Genomic DNA, 23,268 nt, shown 5'->3' on the forward strand with positions numbered 1-23,268 from the left:
CTTTACTTCGCACCTACCAAGGAGCGAGGAATATAGCTCATTCCGCGAGCAAAGGTTTCGGTATTGCCAGCTTTGGCTTCTAAGGTGCGCTTGATATTCATGCTCTCAGCGCCGTAATCTTCAATCTGGAGTTTGCCATGAGGCAGTGTTTCACCTACTTTCCAGAAAGTGATGCGGTGCTGAATAAATCCCGATGCTGCTGGATCGTTAAAGGCATAAGCACAAGGAATCAATATTGCAGGCGATCGCTGATAGAATCCGTATTCAGGATAAAAATATTCTTGTTCGAGCAGGTAATACTTGCTCAAGCTATTGAGGCGGAAAGTGACTTTAACTTTTTGCCCGTACTCATCGATAAATTCGCCGCCTTCGGGTGATATCTCGCCTTGAGGATGCAATAAGTGCGCCCACTCATCGACATTGCGGACATCTTTCAGGTATTCCACACCCATTTCTATCGGCGCATCAACATAAATGGTGTCTGTATCGATGTAATAACTCCCTTTAGCTGCTTGAGTATGTCCGGCTTTGCGTTCCAAGTTGCCTTTGAGCGAACGACATTCAGAGCTATGTACTGTATGAATCCCTTCCATAATCATCTGCGGGCGACGAATTGGATCGACAAAGCTCAACCAGTGGAAATAAACACCTTGTTCGTCTGTTCCCGGTTCTATATAGTCGGGAGGAAATAGTAAGACGGGATAAACCTGGAAGTATTGATTGTATTCAATACCGCAGTGCCACTCTATGCCGTAAAACAAAGGGTGTTGCAGCTTTTTGATGTGATAGTACAAATTGTTTTGATAGCCGGAGGCAGTACCCAACCACGTATCGTCATCAACTTGCTCGATCATCCGACTAAATAAAGTCCACTCATCGAGGTTTTTCAACTCGCACAGATACTTAAAAGCTGTCTCTGGCGCAGTGGCGATAAAAGCAGACGTAGCGAATGTATTTTTTTCCACTATTATTAACTCCTTTAAGCTGCGATCGCTTTCAATTTGGCTTTGCTAATCCGCTCTTCTGCCAAGCGCTGAGAAGCTGCAAATGTAGTAATTTCTTGCTTTTGGGCAATCCCAAAGATTTCTAGCAGCGTGTCATAAATGTTATGCAACTGCTTGAAGGCTTTAACTTCGTCATAACCAATCATTTCGTTATAAACGTTGATCAATCCGCCGCCGTTAATGACATAATCTGGGCAGTACAAAATTCCCATCGATGTCAAAACTTGGCTGTGCAGTTGTTCGTTTTCCAACTGGTTGTTAGCAGCACCAGCTATAATCGGCGCTTTAATCAAGGGAATATTCGAGCTATTGAGTATTCCGCCCATAGCACACGGCGAGAACACATCAACATCAAGAGCATAAATTTCGTCAGGCGCTACAACTCTAGCGTTGTATAAGCGCTCCATTTGCTCTGTCCTCTCGCTGCGAACGTCAGTAACGTATAGTTCTGCACCCTGTTCGTACAGGTATTGACAGAGGTTGCTGCCAACATTTCCCAGTCCTTGAACGGCAACTTTGAGTCCGTTGAGTTCTTGACTTCCTAATTTAAACTTAACAGCCGCCTTCATCCCTAACAGCACTCCTTGCGCTGTAATTGGTGCGGGACCGCCAGATTTTTCGGATGTACCAACTACATAACTTGTTTGCCGCCGAATTTTGCGGACATCTTGAGGAGTAACATTGACATCTTGCCCGGTAATAAAACGTCCTTGCAAGCTTTCAACGAAACGTCCGTATGCCTCAAAAAGTCCGTCAGTTTTTTCTTGGGGATTAGCAATAATCACTGCTTTGCCGCCGCCAACCGGAATATTGGCGCAAGCAGCTTTGTAAGTCATGCCGCGACTGAGGCGCAAAACATCTTTTAAAGCAGCTTCCTCGCTAACGTAAGGAAACAAGCGGGTTGCACCCATTGCTGGACCCAAACTCGTGTCGTGGATGGCGATAATTGCGGTAATATCTGGGTCTTTGCTGTGGCAAAAAAGAACCTGCTCGTGACCCATTTCTTTTACTGTCTCAAAAAGCTGCACGCATTTCTCCTAATGGAAGTGAAGGGGTAATAAGTAATGAGCGCCTGACTAGAAAATCAGCATTTTGTACTTGAGGTGTTACACCAAAGGAAAAGAAACTTGTTTGTGTGTAGTCCCTTTAATACCTTGAGCCGCCAAACCTTGATTGCGCCCTTTAGATGGTGCAGGGCGGGTAGGATCGATCAGGACATCCAGCACAAAGGGACCTTCAGATGCGATCGCTTTTGCTAAGGCAGCTTTGATATCGGCTTCTTTGGTTACGCGGATGCCATCGGCTCCCATTCCCCGCGCAATTGTGACAAAATCTGTTTCTGGGATCAGGGCATCTGCACCTGTTAGTCCTAGCAATTTCATCCCTTGGTAGCACATATTGTAACGAGCATCGTTAAGGACAATCCAAATTGCCGGAACTTGATACTTAACGGCGGTGCTAATTTCGTTATTCATCAGCATTGCCCCATCGCCCACAATTGCCACAGCTTTGCCTTTGCTAGCTTGGGCTGCACCCAATACACCAGTTACAGCATGACCCATCGAGCCTACGCCAGTGCTGACGCGGTAGCGCCCAGCTTGAGCAAATCGCAATAAGTGAGTTGACCATGTAAATGAGTTACCCGACTCCGCGAGGATAATGGCATCGCTCCCATCGACAATCGCGCTTTGAATCGCCTGCATCAATACTTCCGGGCGAACTAAGTTATCGGCACTATCAGCTATTTGTTCGCGTTCGGGGCGGGGATAGGTAATATTTGCTGGGGCAATATTTGGCATTTTTTCAAGTAGCGATCGCACAAATACGCCAATATCTGATTGCACTGGGTAAGTTTCAGCGTCGTGATAAGCTACTCCAGGCACTTGCGGATCGATATCTACATGAATAAATCCATTAGGCGGAACCATTGCTTTGCTCCAAAATGAAGTTGGTTCGCCCAAGCGCGTCCCTAGTACCAGCGTCCGTAATGGCGTTTGCTCTTGCATATATGTCATTACAGAGGCGTGTCCGCCCAAGCCTGTTACGCCGACATATTGGGGATGATCTTCAGGAAAAATGCCTTTTGCACGCGGCGATGACATCACAGCCGCCCCAGTTCTTTCGGCTAGCTCTAAAATTTCTTTTGCCGCCCCACTTGCACCAAAGCCCAGCCAAATAGCGAAAGGTCCTTGCGACAATAATCCAACACAATGAGCGATCGCCTCCTTGCTTGGCGTTGCCCAACTATGTGCTAAATCTAAGCTGGGTAAGTCTTGCTCGCACAAACTTGTTTGTACTGCTGTTGGTATGCTCAAGTGCGCGACAAAGCCGCCTGGTTGCGATAATCCTAAAGCAATTCTGCGGAAAATCTGCGGTAGTTGCGCTGCATTGTCAACTATAGTTGCATAGTTGAATAATGCACCAGAAGTAAATATGCCTTCTACTGGTAAGGTGTGAGCAGTAGTTTCTTGAATCGCCCACTTGCCACGTTGCGGTGCTGATGTGCAAGCAGACAGAAATATTACTTTTGCTCCTTCACCACGCGCTGCAAATAAGCCAGTCAAAGCGTTGGTAATACCTGGTCCTGCGGTAGTAAAAATTACTGTAGGGCGCGAATTAGCAAAGTAAGCTTCTACAGCAGAAAATGCGGCTCCCGATTCGTGACGGCAGTTTAATACTTGTATCGAGCTATTGGAGAGCGCACCCCACACCGTTGCCATCGCCCCGCCAGCAACGCCAAAAGCACATTTAACGCCTAACTCTTCCAGCATACTAACCACAGCTTTAGCAACGGTTGGAGGCTCTGGCGCGATGGCTGCACCATCATCTACTGCTAATTCTTCGGGTTCTAGGTATGCATAAGTAGGGTCTGCGGCTGTAGCTTCTACGACATAGCTGTTCGATCCAGTGTCGATGGGACGAGTATAGTTTTCAGTCATTGCTCTTACGTACTCATAGAAATTTACGTTGCAGGTAATTTGCGGTCAATATAGTTGCGATCGCCACTTATAGCTGGAGTAGAAAATTATCGAATACCGAACTTTACGCTGGAAACCTCAAATGCAGCCTTGCTGACTAAAACAGGATTCGTTGTCAGTACGACTAACCCCATTGCTAGTTAAACACTGTAAATAATGTGTCTCTCAGACAACCACACTAGAAGATTTAAACAGTTAGCTGCAATGAAAATTTTATCGATCGGCATATCAATTCTTTAGATACTGCCAACTTTACTCAAGCTGAAATGCTTGCACAATCCAGCTTGAGGATCTATACCATTTGATAGTTACAAGGTGTTGCAACTGACATTTAATTCATCTGTATTTAGTATGTTTTCTTACCTATTTAGTTAGCGATAGGTATAATTAAAAACATCAAACATTAACTTACATTTGCAAGCTTTTTATTACCAATCTTTTTCGACATTGGTGTTCTTATTAATACTTGAATAATTAACACTACCTATGTCTTTAGGAAGATGGGGATTTTACCCATTCACGTTAGATTACTGAGAAAGTTGTTAAGAAAAGTAAATATAAGCTGAAAATGTTGCCTATACAAGTAAACGACGCGATAGCGATCGCATCAAATAGAGTTTTAAGGCGAGTGCAAGTAGCACAATTTAGAAGTTTTTTGCAGATATCTTTACTAATAAGCAGGAGAGTTTTATCTAGCAATAGCTTGGGTTTGAGTTGCATACCATCCCCAAGAAGTAGGCTTGCTATATTAGTCAATCTAAATTTTATTTAATGTTATCTAAATGCTTTGGCAAAATAGGTTTGTTACAATCTGCTCAAGAACAATATTTTTGTCTGAGAATAAAGTTTCCAGCCTGATTTTCAAACTTAAACATATCTTATACACATCTTAGACAATTTTTGCTCCTCTAAGCCTTGTAAAGTTTTTGTAAGTTGTTTTAATAGTTAGGTAGAAGCAAGTTCAACTTGCAAAACAAGAAATCGCCAGACGGAGGTAGCGATCGCGCCAGTAAGTTATCAAAGGGAGTGCGTGGAACTGTGGCTAGCAAACACATTTCGGTTCAACCAAACTCTATAGTTGCAACCCAGGGGGAACAAAAGCTGCAACTGAGTGAAATCATTGTCAACTGCATGAGCGATCCCGCTTTCTGTTTAAGTTCAGAGGCAAAGTTCATGTATGCAAACGATGCAACTTGCGTTCTTGTAGATTATTCTGCCAATGAATTATGCTCTATGAGTTTGCAGGATATAGAAGCTGACTTTTCCTACCAAAGTTGGTCAGAACGCTGGCAAACACTCAAACAACAAGGAAAAGTTGCCTTCAAGTCTCGGTATCGCACGAAAAAGGGGCAGATATTACACCTGGTAATATCTATGCACGATGCAGACATTATTAATGGCGAAGAAGTAAGTTGCGTTTTTGCCAAGCCACTTGGCGAAGAAACCTCTAAGCCAGCAGGAGAGATATGTGCAGCCAAATTAATTGAGACAAACCAGCATTTACGTCAAGAAGTTGACGAACTAAAAAAACAAGAACTTGCCCTAGAAACATCACTTGCAGTATTGCACTCTACTTTAGAATCTACAGCCAACGGAATTGTTGCTTTAAGTTTTACTGGAGACATACTTAGTTGCAACCAAAAATTTGTAGAGATGTGGCAAGTTCCAGATACAACTTTGCTCTCGAAAAAATGTCCCCGCACGCAAACCTTTTTTGAGAACCAAGTCAAAGATCCAGAAGCCTTCCGCAAGTCTATATGGGAAGTACCAAGCAATTCAAAGGCAGACAGCTATGACATTATAGAGCTAAAAGATGGCAGAACTTTCGCTCAGTATTCCCAGCCTCAATGGCTAAATGGTGAAATAGTAGGCAGAGTGTGGAGTATATGGGACATTAGCGAGTTTAAGTGGACGCAGGAAGCCATTATTAGCGATCGCCCTGACCTTAGCACTATAGCCCAAACAACGCAGACAATTATCTGGATTGCTCAAGATCTGCGGATATGCTATGTCAATTCAGCAATGGAGGCAGTTTCGGGCTACGACAAAGATGAACTACTCAGCAAATTGGACTTACCGCAATTAGTCAAGCACGCTTGCCGGAGATCGCCTTCATCTGTGCAATCTGCATCACTTCCTCAGTATCAAGAGATGCAGATTGTAACCAAAAGTGGCGAAGAACGTTATTTAGCTTGTTCTGTAGGAAAACTTAATTTTGCTGGCAAGCCTGCGGAATTAGTCATGGCAATTGATATTACCACTGGCAAGCACGCAGAAGTAGAACTAAAACAAGCATTAGATCGAGCTAAACAAGTAAGCGAAATCAAAGAGCGGTTTGTCTCAATGTTATGCCATCAGTTTCGCACGCCGCTAAATATTGTTTCCTTTTCTGCAGACTTGCTCAAACGCCACGCCTACAAAGAGACAGATGAAAAACAATTACCATATCTCACACATATTCAAGTAGCTGTAGAGCAAATTAGTCAGCTATTGGATGAGATTTTATTCTTTGGCAAGGCAGAAGCAGCGAAACTAAAATGCGAACCAAAGTTGCTCGATTTACAGCAGTTTTGTCTCGATATTGTTACGCAAGTACAACTAGCAAGCGAAAGTCAAACAGAAATTAAGCTGACGTTTAACTGCGATCGCTCTAATTTTCATTTTGACGAAAAATTGCTGCAACCTATATTGGATAATTTGCTTGCCAATGCCCTGAAATACTCGCCATCAGGTAGCACAGTCGATTTAGAGGTTAGTTGTCAAAGTAACGAAGTAATCTTTCAAGTCAAAGATCGCGGGATTGGCATTCCCGCACGCGATCGCTCCAAACTATTTGAGCCATTTCATCGCGGCAGCAACGTAGATAGTATTCCAGGTACGGGGTTAGGACTAGCAATGGTTAAAGCCCTTGTAGATATACATGGCGGGCATATATCTGTCAGCAGCCAAGAAAATACAGGTAGTACCTTTACAGCGGTGCTGCCATTAGTTAGAGAAGACTGCAACACCCCGATCGACACCGAACCAGCAATTTTGGCAGTCAATTGAGCCACAGCACAATCCACCTACTAGGAACGAATAATGATAAAGGAATCTGCAACCAAAATTTTGGTAATTGAAGATGATGCCCGCACTCGCAATATTTTTGTTGATTGCCTCGCGGCTGAAGGTTATTATGCCATTGGCGCAGAAAACGGGATAGTAGGCGTTCAGCAAGCGCAAGCGCATCTACCTGATGTAGTTATCTGCGATATTGCCATGCCTAGACTAGATGGTTATGGCGTTTTAAAAGCATTACGCAGCGATCCAGCAACAGCAATTATTTCCTTTATTTTCTTAACAGCCAGCGTCACCAAAACCGAAATCCGTAGAGGGATGGAAATGGGAGCCGACGATTACCTCACCAAACCAACTACAGTAGAGGAATTGTTAAAAGCGATCGCCGCGAGACTAGAAAAACGGGCAACATTGCGATCTTGGTATGACGCTAAACCCGCATCATTCAGCAAAACCCTAGCTACCGAACCTGCCAAAGCAGTGATGGCTGCTAAATCAATTTTTCCCTCTGTACCTGAATTAAAGGAAGTATTCGACTACATAGAAGCCAACTATCATCAGCCGATTACTTTATGCGATGTCGCGCAAGCAGTTGGTTACTCGCCAGCATATTTGACAAATCGTGTAGGCAGTCAAACAGGGCATACAGTCAACCGCTGGATTGTCGAACGGCGTATGGTTGCAGCGCGGTACTTATTGCAAAATAGCGATCGCTCGGTAGAACAAATTGCCACAGAACTAGGCTATCAAAACACTTGTCATTTTTCTCGCCAATTTCGCCAACATCACGGCGCACCACCTCAAGCATGGCGCAAAGTCCATCAAGGACGTGCTTTAATGAGTATTGCCTGAAGAGAGCAGGGGGAGCAGGGGAGCAGAGGGAGATAATTGGTATTTACATTCTGTCTTTCTTGTCTCCTTGTCTCCTTATCCCCTTATCCCTCACAAATTAACCAATACTCACCTGATCTGCATCTACACTGGTTGCGCCGTGTACCTTTTGAGCAGTAGCAATCATTTTATTGAGAATCTGCTGACTCGGTGCTGTGCCTTTCAATACTACTGTGCTGCCTGTCTGCGCTACGTATAAGGTATCAACATCATCAATATCAGGATCTTCATCAAAAGCTAAGGCTACACGCTTGGCAAGTCCGCTTTGATCGTACTCTCCGCTCAATCCTACACGTTCTGGGGGAATAGATGGTTCCGCGCTTGGCGCTGCTACTGGTGCAGCTTGCGCTTGCTGCCTTGCTTGCGGTTTTTCCATCCCAAATAGGCGTTTTAACCAACCCATAGTTACTATTGCTCCAGTTAATTGACTTAAATTTAATTAAGCATATTATTCTTTCAGTAACATCCCTCTGGAATTAGAGCGATCGCTAACCCTGGACATATATCCATAGTGCAATAAGCTAAAATAAAGGGCTTAAACGGTGCTACTTTTTAGTAGTAGCCTCGCATTAATGCAGCCCTAGCAGACTCCCTTGGCGAACATGAAACATACACTTTCAGTTTTAGTAGAAGATGAAGCCGGAGTTCTTTCCCGCATTTCTGGTTTATTTGCCCGTCGCGGTTTCAACATTGAAAGCCTAGCAGTAGGTGCAGCCGAACAGGGGGGAGTCTCCCGCATTACTATGGTTGTGCCTGGGGATGATAGAATTATCGAACAACTTACCAAGCAACTATATAAGTTGGTAAACGTACTTAAGGTACAAGATATTACTGAGATTCCTTGTGTAGAAAGGGAATTGATGTTGTTAAAGGTAAATGCAACTAGCAGCAGCCGTTCGGAAATAGTGGAACTAGCGCAGATATTTCGGGCGCGAGTGGTAGATGTAGCCGAAGATTCTCTGACATTAGAAGTAGTCGGCGATCCTGGTAAGATGGTGGCGATCGTGCAAGTATTAGAAAAGTTTGGGCTAAAAGAAATTGCTCGTACAGGTAAAATTGCCCTAACGCGTGAATCTGGAGTAAATACAGAATTACTCAAGTCTTTGCAAGCCAAAGTCTTTTAAAGGTAAGGGCGCAGTGCATTGCGCCCTTATCTGCCTGCTATTTCAAATAAATCAACAGATTCAAGCCTGGAATCGTGCGCGATAGCGTCCACAATAATAAAGTGATATACAACAAGCCAATAACCCACTGATACCAAGCTAAAGTAGTAACGATCGCAGGTAAATGTTCGTCACGCAAGCGAATATCGTTAAAGCCTAACTTCAGTAAATTATTCAAACTAAAGTCATAGTAGTTCAGCCAATTCCAACGACGTTCCCAAAGTACGGGCATATAGCGTTCCCGAAATAAGGGAAACCTGGGCATAACTGGCAAACGTCCAATTAATAATCTTAACTGCCGCATACTGCCATCTTCAACAAAATAGCTGCTATTCATTAAATCGTGATAGCGCCCTTTTTGATACAGCCTAATTACCAAAACTGTAGGCAGAGGAAAAATTATCGCTACCAAACATAATAAAGTAAATCCAGGATGCGGTGCAGTACGAAACACAGCAATCAAACCACACAGCACCAAAAAACTAAAACTGCATAATACGCAAATAGTCTCGTAAGTAGAAGGTAAAATCTTTTGCGGGCGCAATCTTCGCCACCTATCGATCAGCCAAAATATTAACCCGAAATAGGCGATCGCAATTGTCCCTACTCCCAAAACTAACCACGAACTCGTACCATAACGACTAAGTAGCAATAACAAACTTAAAGCCAACCATTGCCAGCCTAACAGCAAAAATTCTGCTGAAGATAGCGGAGACGCAGCAACCAAGCGATCGCGTACTTTAATATAAGTATCTAAATCGATCGCTTCTAAGCTCAAAACTTCGCTCAGACTGCGAAAAGGCTGTTTTTGACGATATTTAGCAACTTCTGCCACTTGTTCGGGTGAAAACCCTAATTTAATTAAGCTTTCTGAGTTAGCTGTATTAATATTGATCCCCAGCAAGCGACGGCGCAATTCATCGCGGCGTAGCTTTTGCGTAGTAAAATCTAACTGATTGGCATCGCCTATTTGCTGCAATTGCCGAAAATTCTGCACCAAATTACGCAAAACATTTTCATTTCCTTGCAAAGTCGGTACTTGAATTGCGCTACCAATTTGCCCAGGATTGCCCAAAATCTTTGCTTCCTCAGCATCAAAAGACAAGTTAGAAACATTTATATAAGCACTTTTAGCAAACGCCGCATCGCTAAAATCAGCTTGATTGAGAATACTAGCACCGCGCAAGTTTACAGGCTGATTGAATTGCGTCTCGCGAAAAGTCACTACTTGGTTAAAAGTAGCATCAGTGAGAAACAACGCTTGATTGAAGCGATTTTTGGTAAACAATGCAGGTGCGCCATAACGAACTTGGGAAAAATCGGCATTTCCCAACCACTGCACGCGATTAAATCTAGCTTGGGCTTTAAAATTTGCCCCGCTAAAGTTAGCCGTATCTTCAAAAGTGCTACCGCTAAAAATAGTATCTTCTTGAAACGCAGTGCGATTAAACCCCGCACCTGCAAAAAAAATACTGCTACGAAATAAAGCTTGGTGGCGAAAATTAGCTTCAGCAAAACTAACATTACGACTAAAGCGCGTTTCCGTCCAATTAGCATTTTGGTTAAAAACAGCCCCAGAAGCTTCAACACTTTGGAGGAAAAAAGTATTAGTAAAATTTACTTCGCCATTAAACCGAGTTTGTACCAAATTCAAATTGCCGCGAAACACAGTAATTTGTGCGGGTGCAGCATTTTGAAAACCTAGCAGTGATTTAGACAATTGATTTAATTGTACAAACCGACGGCGATCGCGTTGCAATTGTGCTTGTTCGGCGCTTGTAAATATAGGTGCTAAAGTTTGCCCGTATAAAGGCGATCTTAATCCCAAATTACTACCAATAAAATCGCCCTGAATCGAACTATAGCTCAAATCCAACCCCAAAGGACTAGATCCTGCCCGTTGCAACTGCCCTTGCAACAGTTGGTAGAAAGACTCCGAAAAACCAGCATTTTCTGGACGTAAATCGATGACAAAATGCTGCAAATTAATTGTAGCTACACCTGCGATAGTTACGGGCGATCGCAATCTTTCTTGCAATAGTTCCAAAGTTAATTCTTTTCTTTCCGGTGGTGCTGAGGCGGCGATCGCACTTTGAGGTAGCAGCAATATTAGCAGTAATATAACTAATGCTACAAGACGAACGAGCATTGCTAGAGGTTTGTTGATTTTTTCAGGCATCGATTGAAGTTGTAACACTTCAGTATTGCTAGGCTGAGTCATTACAACGGCTTGCATTATTGTGGTAAAACTATCGCCAATAGAAATATAACTTGCAAAGCAAAAGCGATCGCGGTATAAATAAGCCCAAGTCTAGGAAGCAGCAGCAATAAAGGGTAGCGTGGGCAAGCAAATTCAACCAATCGACAGGCTAAAACTTGGTTTAGCTGTATCAACGGCAAAAACAGTCACATTTTTAGTGCGGCTTTTGCGTTTAGGCGCAGCTAGCGTGCTACCAGGAGAAATTGCCCGTCGCCTCCAACCCAAACTATTGCAACTATTAAGCTTCCAAGTAAAACGCGGCGTAATTCTAGTTGCAGGTACAAACGGTAAAACCACCACATCGCTGCTGTTAAAGACAATGTTAGAACGCCAAGGCTGGAAAGTAGCACACAACGCAACAGGCGCAAACTTAGAAAATGGCTTAATGACAGCACTACTAGAAAGCACCAATATAGTAGGGAAACTAGAAGCTGACTTCGCAATTTTGGAAGTAGACGAAAATATCTTGCGGCGGGTATTGCAGCCAATTCAACCTAGGCTAATTTTGTGTTTGAACTTATTTCGCGATCAGTTGGATCGCTACGGCGAAGTAGATACAATTAGCAAACGCTGGGGAGAAGCGATCGCAACTTTACCAACAGACACAGTAGTAGTTGCCAATGCTGACGATCCTACTCTTGCCTACATGGGGCAACAATTACCACAAAAAGTACGGTTTTTTGGACTAAAAGAGCCAAAACAGTATTTGGACGAAATTCCCCATGCTGTAGACTCCATTTACTGCCCCAAATGCGGTCATTTACTATCTTATGCAGGGGTATATTTATCCCATTTAGGCGATTATGAATGCCCAAGTTGCGGCTTTGCCAAAAGCAAACTCGATATTGACAGCAACCAATGGCAGCAAATTCTCATCGGTTTGTACAACAAATACAACACCTTAGCGGCGGTACTAGCAGCCCAAGAATTGGGTGTAGATAAAAGCATCATCCAGGATAGTATCAGCACCTTCCAAGCTGCATTTGGACGTGCAGAGGAGTTAGAAGTTGAAGGAGTGCGCGTACTAATTTTGCTGTCCAAAAACCCTGTAGGGATGAACGAAACTATCCGCGCCGTCAATCAAGCAGGTGGAAAAACAAAGTTATTAGTATTAAATGACAGAACCCCAGATGGTACAGATGTATCGTGGATTTGGGATGTCGATACAGAAAAGTTAGTAGAAACAGGCGGAACATTAGTAGTTAGCGGCGATCGCGTGTACGATATGGCATTGCGCTTGCGTTATAGCCAGCTAGAAACCAGCGCCAACGTACAGTTGATTATTGAAGAAGACTTGAGAAGTGCGATCGCCACAGCCTTAGATCGCACCCCAGCAGATGAAACCTTGCACATTCTACCTACTTATTCTGCAATGTTAGAAGTGCGCGAAATTCTTACAGGGCGAAAGATTCTTTAATAGCAAATTCAAGCATTGCTATAGATACAAAACTGTTCGCAGTCCTTCGTCTACTTCTACTTGTAATTGTTATATTATTGCTCCAACTCGCTCGACTAAAAATGCTTTATCAATAGTAAAAATTTGCGATATATTAGCTACCGAATCTTTAGGTAAACCTGTGGCTGCGCGAGGTAGTAAAACATTGCCTGGTGCTACCGCTAATTGAATATTAGAGGTAATAATCACAACCAATATTGTACTGATACGGCTTTGAGTAAAAGTATCATCCTGAACGATTAAAACAGGGCGGCGATATCCAGGTTCAGAACCAATAGGATTGGGCAAATTTGCCCGCCAAATCTCTCCACGATACATTACCAATCCTCGTTTGGCAGCGACATAAATTGCATTGTCGACAGCACTGGATCTAGTTCGGAGAATTCCTGCTCGTAAACTTGATTTAGTTTGTTCAAGATTAAATTTTGATTATATTTGCGTAAATATGCTTGCAAAGCTTTCGTGTAGAGTTCGCTGCGCGATAATCCTAACTGTTTAGCTAGTGCTTCTGCCTCTGCAAAAATTGAGTCTGGAAGTGAAATTGCTGTTTTCATTTTTACTTCATGGCGATCGCTATACGCGTAGTTATACCAAAAATTCTTAGGATATTCAAACTGATTGATTTGGAGGGAAAAATATAATAAACCGATTGGAGTAGCTACTTATCAGATGGTTTCAACTTTGCCTCAAGAATTGCAAAACAAGCTGCCCACACAAGAGCAAGTAGCGAAGTTGTTAGCAGGTGTAGAGTAATTGAAAAAACTAACCGAGTGGAAGCAATTAAAAACTTTTATCCGTCTGCTCTAGGGTCGTTCTATTTTGTGCTGTAGAACTTGAGGCTTGACTGTCGCGCATTACACGGATTAGCAGTCGTAGAGCTTCATTGACAGCATCGGCACTAGGAAACATTTGTGCTACATCAGGTTCTAAACGTACTATTGTAGAACCAAAACTTTTACGATTTTTACCTAATTTTCTAACTTTAAGGCTCTTTAAATCGTACTCTGGTTGTAGCTCGTCTTCCATTTTTGATCTATCCTTCCTCATAAGCTTTTATTTCAGTTTTTGTTAGTTCTCTAGCGCTGATAAGCCGAATAGAATTAATTGTCTCTGTGTAGGAGACAATCAACAATCGTCCCTGATTTGATTGTCCAATAATCAAGTAGCGCTCCTCATCCTCTGAATGTTTGGGATCGTAAAAATCAACATACAGTGAATCATCGAAAACAGTTTGGGCTTCCTCAAAAGAGACTCCATGCTTGGAGAGGTTGCTTACTGCTTTATTTGCATCCCACTCGAAATTCATAAGCTCATTCTAACTAAGCCTTACTCTAAGGTTAGAAGACTGGAACAATGCGATCGCTACAGCCGCAGAACATACTCTAATACCTACTTATTGTGCAACCTTCCCAAACCTCTAAACCTCAATTGCAACCCAGGCATTACACTACAACAAGTGCAAAGTTGTAAAATTGCTTGTTATGAATCCTGAAATTACGATTGGTTGGCTTTACCCGACGCTGATGAGTACCTATGGCGATCGCGGTAATGTTATCTGTATTCAAAGGCGCTGTCAGTGGCGCGGTTTTGCAGTCAATATATTACCTCTCGATCGCGCTGCTACCGCAACCGAAATCCACCAAGCAGACATATTAGTAGGCGGCGGCGCACAAGATCGCCAACAAGAAATTGTCATGCGCAACTTGCAAGGCGCTAAAGCAGAAGCACTACGCCAAAAGATTGAAAATGGCACTCCTGGAGTATTTACGTGCGGCGCACCGCAGCTATTAGGACATTACTATGAACCTGGGATCGGACAAAGAATTCAAGGCTTGGGATTATTTGATTTTGTTTCGGTACATCCTGGCGAAAATGCTCGCCGCTGCATTGGTAACTTGGTAATTGAAGTTACAGCCAAGCGTTTAGCGCAAGAACTAACAGCGATGACAGGTTCTACACCTTACCTAGTAGGCTTTGAAAATCACGGCGGACGCACTAAACTCGGACAAGTAGAAGCTTTGGGGCGCGTAATATCGGGGTTGGGCAATAACGGCGAAGATGGTACAGAAGGAGCATTCTATCAAAATGCGATCGCTACATATTCTCATGGTCCCTTGTTACCGAAAAACCCTTTTCTTGCTGATTGGTTGATTCAAACAGCTTTGAGACAGAAATATCAGGAAGAAATTGCGATCGCACCTTTAGATGATAACCTTGCAACTCAAGCTAGAGAAGCTATGTTCAAAAAATTGCGCGTTAGCGTTCCTGCTGCAACTTAAACTTTAATTCATTGCTATCCTAATATTTGCTGCCGCGATCGGTTAGGTGCTTCAACCTTCATGCCTTGACTCGATGACTTGACGAGCAATTCTCGTTCTCAAGCGATCGCCTCAATTGGTACTTGCCAACAACCTCTTTGCCATCCGCACCAACGTAGTATTCTACTGCCACTTACGATCGCTTATCCTTGAATCAAGATAGCCCAATTATCTCCAGCAGAAAACAATGAGCATTGCGATCCCTGACGACATCGTCAAAGCAACTAAAATGACTGAGGATGAATTGAAGCTAGAAATCGCTATTATGTTGTATTCACAACAAAAAATTAGTAGCGGCAAAGTTCGTGCTTGGACTGGGTTGACGGTTCTTCAATTTCAAAAGGAATTGGCAAAACGAGGACTTTGTATTAACTATGATGTAGAAGATTTTCAATCGGACGTTAAAACCTTGCAGTCACTAGACTTATTGCGATCGTAGTTAGCGATACCTCACCCATTACAAACCTCGCTGCCATTGGTCAGTTAGATTTATTGCGCCAACTTTATGAAACCATCGTCATTTCCTTAGCTGTCTATAACGAAATGGTTGCCGTAAGTACAGTTGTCCCTGGTGCAGTTGAAGTACAAACTCTCTGGTGGATTCAAACTCAAACAGTCGCTAATGTTCAAAGTGTTGTAGCCCTTCAAAGCATCCAAGATGACATTGATTTGGGCGAGGCTGAGGCGATGGCTTTAGCACTGGAACTTAAAGCGGACTTGCTTTTAATGGATGAGCGTCGTGGCAGAGCATTAGCAGCAAATTATGGACTTAGCGTGACTGGACTACTAGGCGTTTTATTACAAGCTAAACGTAATGGTTTTATACCTTTTGTTAAACCTGTAATGGATCGATTAATTGAGGAAGCTGATTTTCGGGTAAGCAGTCAATTGTATGCAACTGTTCTAAAAACTGCGGGTGAGTAGTTGAAGAATTAAGGTATCTCAAAACCGCTTCTCTCACCGCGATACCTATGTTTGAATGATATACAGATTTTTTCAGTATCTAAAGGTATTCATCCAGAATTTCCCTAGATATTTTCCCTTTTTATATTAAATTATTTTGTTAAAGATGTTCGCGTGCGAGTATCAAATATAACAAGCTTATGAAAAATCTCCCGAAAAACATAGTTGATTGTTTAAGATACATGGTTTATGGTTGGGATTACTTTCACTGTCCTGCCTAGAGTGTACGCAAGAGGCATAATTACAAAGGTTGTGGTGTTGAGGGAGCGATCGCGTAATGTTGAGTCAAGATGAGCCGCAAATTGCCTCTATTGGGTATAACATCGGTGCAAGTTCGCGCCAACGTGCTTGGGTAGAGATCGATCTAGCAGCGCTAACACATAATGTGCGGCAGTTAAAAAAACTCCTGTCGCCTAAAACCGCGCTGATGGCAGTAGTCAAAGCTGATGCCTACGGACATGGAGCGGTAACGGTGGCAATGGCAGTGCTGCAAGCGGGAGCAAGCTGGCTAGGAGTAGCAACTATACCTGAAGGTATTGAACTACGGGCAGCAGGGATTACAGCGCCAATTTTGGTCTTGGGTGCAACTTTTGCCCCCGAACAAGTTAAAGAAATTGCCTATTGGCAGCTACAACCAACTTTATGCAGTTTTGAGGCAGCTAAATTATTTGCTCAAACTCTCACTGCGATCGACTATGACGGAGCTTTACCCGTACATATTAAGCTTGATACTGGAATGTCGCGTTTAGGTCCTTGTTGGCAGCAAGCGGCTGAATTTGTGCAGTTAGTGCAAAGTTTGCCTCACTTGCATATTGCTAGTATTTACTCTCACTTAGCAACAGCAGAATGTATAGACCAAACTGTGTTAAGAATGCAACAACAGCGATTTGAACAAGCGATCGCTAAAGTTAAAGCTAGTAGTAAATTGCCTTTACCTTGCCTGCACTTAGCTAATTCTGCTGCTACTTTGACTGATTCTAGTTTGCATTACGATTTGGTGCGTGTCGGATTAGCTGTTTATGGACTTTATCCAGCAACTCATTTGCAATCTGTCATTGAACTAAAACCTACTTTACAAGTTAAAGCGCGAGTAACTCAAGTCAAAATAATTGAGCCTGGTACTGGTGTAAGTTACGGGCATAAATTTGTTAGCGATCGCTCTTTACTTATGGCTGTTGTTGGTATCGGTTATGCTGATGGCGTACCGCGTAATTTATCTAACAAAATGACTGTGTTAATTCGAGGGCAGAAAGTTCCCCAAATTGGTGCAATTACGATGGATCAATTAATGTTAGATGTCAGCGCTATACCGGATTTGCAGCCAGGTGAAATTGTAACTTTATTAGGAAAAGACGGTGATGAAACAATTCTTGCTGATGATTGGGCAGAACTGTTAAATACTATTTCTTGGGAGATTCTTTGCGGTTTTAAACATCGTTTGCCGCGTGTTGCTATGTTTTAAGAGAAGATGTAGCGAACGCAGATGCACGCAGATAAACGCAGATGAATAGGCGGATTTGTTGATGGAATTATAGATTTTATCGCTATATTAGGGAACAAAATACTAGCGGTCGCGTCTTGATTTTGCATACATTTGTTTGAGATTAGTTTTATTCTCAAGTTTGTGCTGCTTTCTGCTCAATTTTAAGAAAAATTATCAATGTATTGATGTATAAATCTTGACGCTTGAATGTTTTAAAAGTTAAGTTGTAGCAATCAGTTAGTCTTGAAGTTAATTGCATAAAATGAAAAGCAGTATAGGGAGATCGATTTTAAGTTTTATAACATTAATTGTTTTATCTGTATTAGGAATTAAAACTGAAATTGCAACAGCAACCAGTCAAATTGAGCGACAAACTGTTAATAATGAAACAGTAATAGGTCAAGCTTGCCCTTATGGAGGCAATCGATTAAGGTACGGTAGAGTAGCAACTCTAGATGGAGACGATCTTTATATTCGTTCTCGTCCTAATGGGAAGGTTATTGGCGCTGTTCCTTTTGGTTGGGCAGTAGTTACGGTGAAAAGGGATTCTACTCAAAAGTGGGTTTATATTGACGAATATCCTGCTGTCTCTGCTCCTGCACTTAGAAGCGGTTGGGTAGCAGCAAAGTATATCAAACCACTAGGGCGATTCTGCGAAAAACCGATGTCTCTAATTCGTACTAACATGAATGGTTTGTTTGCGAACAAAAAAATTGTAGTCAATGAAAACTGGGTGCAAATTGGCGATCGCATCTCTACACAAGTAAACTCGTAGCATGGATGGAGATGTACGTCTCAAGCGAGTTTTAGAAGCTGCGGCTAAAGCACCAGGAAACCAGGCTCGTTTTATAGCCGCAGGAATAAATACGCAGGTAAGCAATTGGTATGATGCTTTTTTGCAACTATCCCCAGTTGATAAACAAACAGTACGCCAAAATCCAGGCTTGTTTCTAGCCGATGCGCGAGATGTTGTTTATCGCGGTAGTACAAGCGGTAGTCGAGGTCAATCTTTTGTTTATTTTGCTGGTAAGGAGTGGAACCAAGCACGAATTGAGGCGCGTCGTCAGTCTCTTTCTTGGTGGGGAATTGACGACAATACACCCATTATTAATGTAGCTAGCCGTCTATTACCTATAAGATCCGTCGATCTAGCGATCGCTGGCACAATCGATCTAGACTTTATTCGGCAACTACTAGCTTTAATGCGCGAACGTCCTTGCGTGCTACGTGGCTATCCTAGCCGTTTGTGCGAAGTAGCAAGTTATCTAGTAAGTGCGCCCCCAGTAATAGCGATTATTTGTACCGGAGAATGCTTGTTCGATTACCAAAAAGCTTTGCTGCAAGATGTTTTTCAAGCTCCTGTCATTAATGAATATGGGTGTCAGGAAACGGGTATTTCTGGGTTAACTTGCCCGCAAGCTAACAGGTTGCATTTAGATAGCGATCGCTGTTTGTATGAAATTATCGACGGGCAATTAGTTACAACGGATTTGTATAACTACACTATGCCTTTGGTACGATATAAATGCGGCGATGTGTTGCAATTAGATAGCGGTTGTACGTGCGATCGCCCTGGACTAACAGCCAAAATTCTCGGCAGAATAGAAGATAAAATTACTACTCTTAGTGGCAGCAAGTATCCAGGCGAAATTGTCATGCCACAGTTTGATGGTATTGCTACTTATCAAGTAGCGAAAACCAATGATAATCGCTTAAATATCGCAATTTGCCCTACTGATGAGCCTAACTTAGCACCTCTGGGCAAATGGGTAAACAATACATTCGGTAATATTCCCGTTCAAGTATTTGTAGATAACTTGCAAAATCTAGATAATTTACCTAAGCGCAGTTATGACGATGCTAGTTGGATTGATAGCGTAACGCAAAAACCTTGGGCAAATTGGCTGTATCAACCCCTATCTTTTACAGGCGAAGGGAAGAATATTGCTCAACTACTCCAGCAATTAGTAGCGTCTACAGTTATCGTCAATTCTGGTATCGCACCGACAACTAAAGTTTTATTAGATGAGATTATCGCAAGTCCAAGAGATCGCAATCCTGCATTAGAAAGAATCAAAGCGCGAGTATTATTATTTGCCTGTAGTTTCCTTGATGATGCAAGCCTGTACAACCAAGCTGCACAACGCGCAGATACCAGCGATCGTGCTACATCGATCGACTTATTAGTTCCGACACTATATTTAGATGCAGTTAATCCTAATTTAAATGTGGACCTAGAAGGTAAATTAGATACATTCAACGTCCATCACTTGCTGTATAGTTTTGAGCTAGCTATCCGCAAAGCGACTTCTCCAATCGTAAAACAGCGCCTACTACCAAGTTTGGCTGTGTTGATGGGCGACTTGAATTTTTTTGCATCTCGATTTGGCGTTTGGCTGCTTGCTGCTTGGTTTGAATTATTACGTGGAAAACCTTTTCCTCAATTAGTATCTGTTCCTAGCGACGATTTTTCCCTAGCTTGGTTAGCTTGGCGCAAAGCAATAATGAATAGTGAAAAAAGTAGTTATACTCTGTGTCAGTTGCAAGAAGCAGCAAAAACTCCTGACGAGAAAGCACGAGTTTATCTAGAAAAAGGTTATGGATTGCTGCTAGCAGGGGAAGAACTCAACCCTTACGAGTGGCTAGAAATTATTAAAGCTAATACTACACCTTTGCCTGACTTTCTTCAGCATACCAATAATATAGATATAACGCCTTGGTTGCCAATTGTGCGATCGCTTTGTTCTCCTTTGCTTGCTGTAGGAGATAGAGAAATGGCTTATCAATGTCTAGTCGCCAGTGCGCCGCCTTCGTCTCGTATTTCAGCTTTTGAGCAAATTGCTTTTCAAGTTAACGACAAACAATCGGTTATTTTTGATGAGAATATGTAGATGGTTGCTATATTGCCGATAGTTAATAATGTAGAATGTCTGAAATTCCTCAGTAAGAAGGTTTTTAACTATCGCCAGCAAGTTATAGTTATCGATTCGTTAGTTGATGTTTCTACATTTGGCGATCGCTATTCTATCCAAATCGTATCTTCTCCAGCCGAAATTATCCAACTCCTGCCTACACTACAAGCCGATTTTCTCGCGTATATTCCTTTTAGGCATAACTTTGCGCTACCAGATATTCATTTATTAGCGGCTAACTATTTAGCGCCTTTAGTGCCTGCTGTAACGTTACCTCAAGAAAATGCTAGAGAAATGCCGTCTGAGGCACTAGGTTGGATTGCATCGCTGAATATTGCTAAATTTGCCCTACCAAAGCTTGAAAGCTGGACAATTTTAGAAATTGCTCGAATTTTAGAACTAGCTGGTGTTTCGTTTCGCTGGGGTGGAGTTCGTGCTAGCGATGATGTTAGGCAAGAAAAAATAAATTCCACTTCTTCTATAATGGCGATCGTGCCGCATTACCGCTGTGAAGCTTGGCTGAGAAGATGTTTGCAGAGTTTGGTAGATCAAACTAGAGCGCTAGATAGTATTGTTGTTATCGATGATGGTTCTGGCAATCCGCCTGTCAGTATAGTTAAGGAATTTTCCAATGTTACTTTGCTGGCATCTGCTGTTAATGTTGGACCTTATAGGTTAGTCGAGCAAGTAATATTAGATACAAATTACGACGCTTATCTATTTCAAGATGCAGATGATTGGTCAACTTGCGATCGCTTAGAAAAATTATTGCAAACTGCGGCGCATACTGGTGCTGAATTAATCGGAACGCAAGAATTGCGAGTTGCAAAAGGGCAAATTACACCTGTATGTTATCCATTGGATGTTAATACTGCGCTAGCTGAAAAACCAGGTCATGCACTTATCCATCCTAGTAGTCTAGCCACGCGAGATTTGTTCATGCGTTTGGGTGGATTTGCTACAGGCTTAAAGTTTGGCGGCGATACAGAGTTTCTACTACGAGCAAGATTTGCAGCGAAAATTGTCAATATCCCCGACTACTGTTATTTTCGCAGCAAGCGGACGGGTTCTTTAACTACTGCGATCGCGACAGGGTTAGATTCTCCCGCCCGTTTGCAACTCCTTAAAACTTTGAAAAATAGAGCTTTAGCAAATAATACACTGGTAAAAGCAGGGCAAAATCCATGTTTAGTTCCGTTAGTAAAAGCCAACCCGATTGAGCTTAAATATATCGCAGGTTTGCAATGGCACAATTAGAAGCGATAATTCCTGTCAAGGATCGAGGTGAGTTACAGCAGTGTGTAGAATCACTGTTGGCTGCGATCGCTATAACTAAAATTACCATCTGTGACGGTGGTTCGAGCGATCTTGAATGCCTTAACTATCTCCACGAAATTGCTAAAAACGATCGCATCTGCGTGCTGCGTTTACAGCAGGAAGGATTCAATAAGTCAAAACTACTCAATTATGCGATCGCTTGCTCTAGTAACGAGTTATTGTTGATTTCTGATGCTGATATTATTTGGAACCAAGCTGCCTTAAATGTAGTAACGAGTACAGTCAATGTTAGTACAATCTGCTGTGTTGCAGAGGTAGAAGAATCGCAGCCAAGTACAGTTGCGCTTACGCGCGATCGCTATACTTACAATATTTCTATAGATAGCGATCGCGCTTTAGTTGAAATTATACCTTGGTCGCAGGTAGAGCAATTTCGACCTGGTTGCGGGTTGATCTGTGCAAGTAGAAATACATTAATTAGTTTGGGCGGTTACAAAGAGATTTTTACGGGCTGGGGTTGGGAAGACCAAGATTTATTGATGCGTGCTAAACTGCTGGGCATTAAGGTTGAAGTTGCAGGGAAAGTCATACATCTTTCCCATAGCGATGCAATCCGCAATCGCTACTGCAACAATCTAGAACCAAGCCAAACTCGCAACGACAACATAATTACCTGTTTGAAGTCTTTGTCTCAAGGTATTTTAAGCGGCGACTTGCAGGTAAAAGTCCCCCAGCTACTAAAACCATATATTCTTGACGTGCGGCTGCCAATACTGTGAAACTATCTTTGATTGTTACCTACCGCCAACGCGAAACTCACCTCAAAGCCCAACTTGAGTGGTGGAAACACCAAGCTACGCAAGATATTGAGCTAATAATTGTTGAAGCAGACGAGCAACCTTCTACGTGGATTAAAGCTGCGATCGCATCTCCCATTACATATACTTTTTTACCTTGCCAGGGCGTATTTCACAAAACTAAAGCTTTAAATCTAGGGCTATCTTTAGCGCAAGGTGAGTTTGTTGCACCGTTTGATGTCGATTTGATTCCTTTAGGTAATACTTTATGCCAGCATTTACAAATCGCCCAGTTAGCACCGCAGCTATTAGTTACTGGCTACCGAATTATGTCTCCAACGGAAGAACCAATAGCGATAGATTCTTGCACGATCGCACCTGAAGATATGCCCACAGCGCTATGGAAGCAATTGATTGATGGCGAACGATTTGGGGTTGTACCCTACTTTAACCGCGATCGCTTGCTAAAAATTGGCGGTTGGGATGAAAATTTTGTTGGTTGGGGTGGTGAGGATCAAAATATCATCGAGCGATATCTGCAAACTAGCTACCATCTATGTAGATGTCCAGAACTCGTATACTTACATTTGCCCCATGCGCCTAATCAATTGTGGACAGAGACAGCGCTTGTCGACCAAAACCGCAAACATTACTACTATAAGAGGGAAAAGCTTAAACAGTAGTGGACTAACTACCTAATAAGCTTTT

The 23,268-nt window shown here is 42.6% G+C and carries 22 protein-coding genes and 1 pseudogene; 14 read left to right on the plus strand and 9 right to left on the minus strand.

The genetic code is table 11. The annotated features are described in order from the left end of the window. Positions 1-2 precede the first annotated feature (2 nt). From scyC to scyA, 3 genes are all read right to left on the minus strand, one after another. Positions 3-965, minus strand: coding sequence for a scytonemin biosynthesis cyclase/decarboxylase ScyC (gene scyC / locus UH38_RS00830; protein WP_045052703.1), 963 nt, complete (start codon positions 963-965; stop codon positions 3-5). A gap of 14 nt (positions 966-979) precedes the next feature. Continuing rightward, entirely contained in the window at positions 980-2,032 is a 1,053-nt protein-coding gene (scyB, locus tag UH38_RS00835; protein WP_045052704.1) for a tryptophan dehydrogenase ScyB, read from the minus strand. Between the two features lie 78 nt (positions 2,033-2,110). Then, positions 2,111-3,943, minus strand: a complete 1,833-nt coding sequence (scyA, locus tag UH38_RS00840) for a scytonemin biosynthesis protein ScyA (protein ID WP_045052705.1) — start codon at positions 3,941-3,943, stop codon at positions 2,111-2,113. Between the two features lie 1,005 nt (positions 3,944-4,948). Here scyA and UH38_RS25805 point away from each other — a divergent pair. Further along, positions 4,949-7,030 (plus strand): scytonemin biosynthesis sensor histidine kinase, encoded by a 2,082-nt coding sequence (locus UH38_RS25805; protein WP_200892226.1) that lies wholly within the window; start codon positions 4,949-4,951, stop codon positions 7,028-7,030. 33 nt (positions 7,031-7,063) lie between these two features. Then, positions 7,064-7,891 (plus strand): response regulator transcription factor, encoded by an 828-nt coding sequence (locus UH38_RS00850; RefSeq protein ID WP_045052706.1) that lies wholly within the window; start codon positions 7,064-7,066, stop codon positions 7,889-7,891. A gap of 97 nt (positions 7,892-7,988) precedes the next feature. Here UH38_RS00850 and UH38_RS00855 read toward each other — a convergent pair whose 3' ends face one another. Further along, positions 7,989-8,333, minus strand: coding sequence for a phospholipid-binding protein (locus UH38_RS00855; protein WP_045052707.1), 345 nt, complete (start codon positions 8,331-8,333; stop codon positions 7,989-7,991). A 199-nt stretch (positions 8,334-8,532) separates the two neighbouring features. Between UH38_RS00855 and ilvN the strand changes: the two genes are divergently transcribed. Continuing rightward, positions 8,533-9,054, plus strand: coding sequence for an acetolactate synthase small subunit (gene ilvN / locus UH38_RS00860; RefSeq protein WP_045052708.1), 522 nt, complete (start codon positions 8,533-8,535; stop codon positions 9,052-9,054). A 37-nt stretch (positions 9,055-9,091) separates the two neighbouring features. On the opposite strand, the gene UH38_RS00865 is transcribed toward ilvN, so the two are convergent. Further along, the gene (locus UH38_RS00865) at positions 9,092-11,242 is read right to left on the minus strand and encodes a pentapeptide repeat-containing protein (RefSeq protein WP_052672225.1); all 2,151 of its coding nucleotides are present in this window, start codon (positions 11,240-11,242) and stop codon (positions 9,092-9,094) included. 190 nt (positions 11,243-11,432) lie between these two features. On the opposite strand from UH38_RS00865, the gene UH38_RS00870 reads away from it, so the two are divergent. Next, a complete protein-coding gene (locus UH38_RS00870) occupies positions 11,433-12,770 on the plus strand; it encodes a Mur ligase family protein (protein WP_045052709.1) in 1,338 nt (445 codons plus the stop codon). Between the two features lie 69 nt (positions 12,771-12,839). Here the strand turns inward: UH38_RS00870 and UH38_RS00875 are convergent, their stop codons facing one another. After that, positions 12,840-13,127, minus strand: coding sequence for a type II toxin-antitoxin system PemK/MazF family toxin (locus UH38_RS00875; protein WP_063124287.1), 288 nt, complete (start codon positions 13,125-13,127; stop codon positions 12,840-12,842). Continuing rightward, positions 13,127-13,363 (minus strand): ribbon-helix-helix domain-containing protein, encoded by a 237-nt coding sequence (locus UH38_RS00880; protein ID WP_045052711.1) that lies wholly within the window; start codon positions 13,361-13,363, stop codon positions 13,127-13,129. The genes UH38_RS00875 and UH38_RS00880 overlap by 1 nt, the downstream gene beginning before the upstream one ends. Before the next feature lie 85 nt (positions 13,364-13,448). On the opposite strand from UH38_RS00880, the pseudogene UH38_RS28035 reads away from it, so the two are divergent. Then, positions 13,449-13,562, plus strand: a pseudogene (locus UH38_RS28035) (DUF1016 domain-containing protein); the annotation flags it as partial. Between the two features lie 27 nt (positions 13,563-13,589). Here UH38_RS28035 and UH38_RS00885 read toward each other — a convergent pair. Both UH38_RS00885 and UH38_RS00890 read right to left on the minus strand, forming a co-directional pair. Continuing rightward, positions 13,590-13,856, minus strand: coding sequence for a hypothetical protein (locus UH38_RS00885; RefSeq protein WP_045052712.1), 267 nt, complete (start codon positions 13,854-13,856; stop codon positions 13,590-13,592). After that, a complete protein-coding gene (locus tag UH38_RS00890) occupies positions 13,843-14,115 on the minus strand; it encodes a BrnT family toxin (RefSeq protein ID WP_045052713.1) in 273 nt (90 codons plus the stop codon). The genes UH38_RS00885 and UH38_RS00890 overlap by 14 nt, the downstream gene beginning before the upstream one ends. Positions 14,116-14,290: 175 nt before the next feature. Between UH38_RS00890 and UH38_RS00895 the strand changes: the two genes are divergently transcribed. From UH38_RS00895 to UH38_RS00935, 9 genes are all read left to right on the plus strand, one after another. Then, positions 14,291-15,088 (plus strand): type 1 glutamine amidotransferase, encoded by a 798-nt coding sequence (locus UH38_RS00895; protein ID WP_045052714.1) that lies wholly within the window; start codon positions 14,291-14,293, stop codon positions 15,086-15,088. A 226-nt stretch (positions 15,089-15,314) separates the two neighbouring features. Continuing rightward, positions 15,315-15,566: a UPF0175 family protein gene (locus UH38_RS00900; protein WP_045052715.1), complete on the plus strand. Its 252-nt coding sequence runs from the start codon at positions 15,315-15,317 to the stop codon at positions 15,564-15,566. A gap of 53 nt (positions 15,567-15,619) precedes the next feature. Further along, positions 15,620-16,051: a DUF3368 domain-containing protein gene (locus UH38_RS00905; RefSeq protein ID WP_082065270.1), complete on the plus strand. Its 432-nt coding sequence runs from the start codon at positions 15,620-15,622 to the stop codon at positions 16,049-16,051. Between the two features lie 316 nt (positions 16,052-16,367). Beyond that, positions 16,368-17,552, plus strand: coding sequence for an alanine racemase (gene alr / locus UH38_RS00910; protein ID WP_045052717.1), 1,185 nt, complete (start codon positions 16,368-16,370; stop codon positions 17,550-17,552). Positions 17,553-17,835: 283 nt separating this feature from the next. Next, positions 17,836-18,348, plus strand: a complete 513-nt coding sequence (locus UH38_RS00915; RefSeq protein WP_045052718.1) for an SH3 domain-containing protein — start codon at positions 17,836-17,838, stop codon at positions 18,346-18,348. 1 nt (position 18,349) lies between these two features. Beyond that, the gene (locus tag UH38_RS00920; protein ID WP_045052719.1) at positions 18,350-20,464 is read left to right on the plus strand and encodes a phenylacetate--CoA ligase family protein; all 2,115 of its coding nucleotides are present in this window, start codon (positions 18,350-18,352) and stop codon (positions 20,462-20,464) included. Then, the gene (locus UH38_RS00925) at positions 20,465-21,742 is read left to right on the plus strand and encodes a glycosyltransferase family 2 protein (RefSeq protein ID WP_045052720.1); all 1,278 of its coding nucleotides are present in this window, start codon (positions 20,465-20,467) and stop codon (positions 21,740-21,742) included. Next, entirely contained in the window at positions 21,730-22,542 is an 813-nt protein-coding gene (locus UH38_RS00930) for a glycosyltransferase family 2 protein (RefSeq protein ID WP_045052721.1), read from the plus strand. Before UH38_RS00925 ends, UH38_RS00930 begins: the two co-directional genes overlap by 13 nt. Continuing rightward, on the plus strand, positions 22,539-23,243 hold the full coding sequence (locus UH38_RS00935) for a galactosyltransferase-related protein (RefSeq protein ID WP_045052722.1): 705 nt from the start codon (positions 22,539-22,541) through the stop codon (positions 23,241-23,243). The genes UH38_RS00930 and UH38_RS00935 overlap by 4 nt, the downstream gene beginning before the upstream one ends. The last annotated feature ends 25 nt before the right edge of the window (positions 23,244-23,268 follow it).

The organism is Aliterella atlantica CENA595, assembly GCF_000952155.1.
Taxonomy (GTDB): Bacteria; Cyanobacteriota; Cyanobacteriia; order Cyanobacteriales; family Chroococcidiopsidaceae; genus Aliterella; species Aliterella atlantica.